1 protein-coding gene is annotated in these 521 nt (G+C 47.0%); it reads left to right on the top strand.

The window, feature by feature from the left end:
* Positions 1-87 precede the first annotated feature (87 nt).
* Positions 88-521 (top strand): penicillin-binding transpeptidase domain-containing protein (locus A3763_RS07340; RefSeq protein ID WP_255376611.1); only part of this gene is annotated, 434 nt, incomplete at its 3' end.

Below are 521 nucleotides of genomic sequence, written 5' to 3'. Positions count from 1 at the left end.
TTTGACAAAAAAGACCTACCCAGAGATTTGTCTCTCGCGCTTGGCAGCGCCGGACTCCCCCCTATCAGCATCGCCAGAGGATATGCAATGATAGCCAACGGCGGCTACAAAATTGATACCCATCTGATATCTCATATCGAAGATAATGAGGGGAACATAATTTTCAAAAACACGGCTCCCATCGTATGCCGTGAAAACTGCCTCACTCAACAAAGCTCAGAAGAGATTGACAACAAAGAGACTAACGAGGAAATCACCTACGCCCCGCGCATCGCCGATGAACGCGATATATATATTCTTCACTCAATGCTAAAAGACGTTATCACAAAAGGTACCGGCAGAAAGGCTCTACAACTAAAACGTAAAGACCTGGCAGGCAAGACTGGCACAACAAATGACCAAAAGGATGCATGGTTTTCCGGCTTCAACACTCAGCTAGAAACTAGCGTCTGGGTTGGTTTTGATAAGCCGCAAACACTAGGAAGGAGAGAATACGGGTCTCGCGCCGCGCTACCAATATG

The sequence above is a fragment of the Oleiphilus sp. HI0128 genome (genome assembly GCF_001635365.1).
Note: the sequence above shows the minus strand (reverse complement) of the source record. Positions and strands in the feature narration are given on the sequence as shown.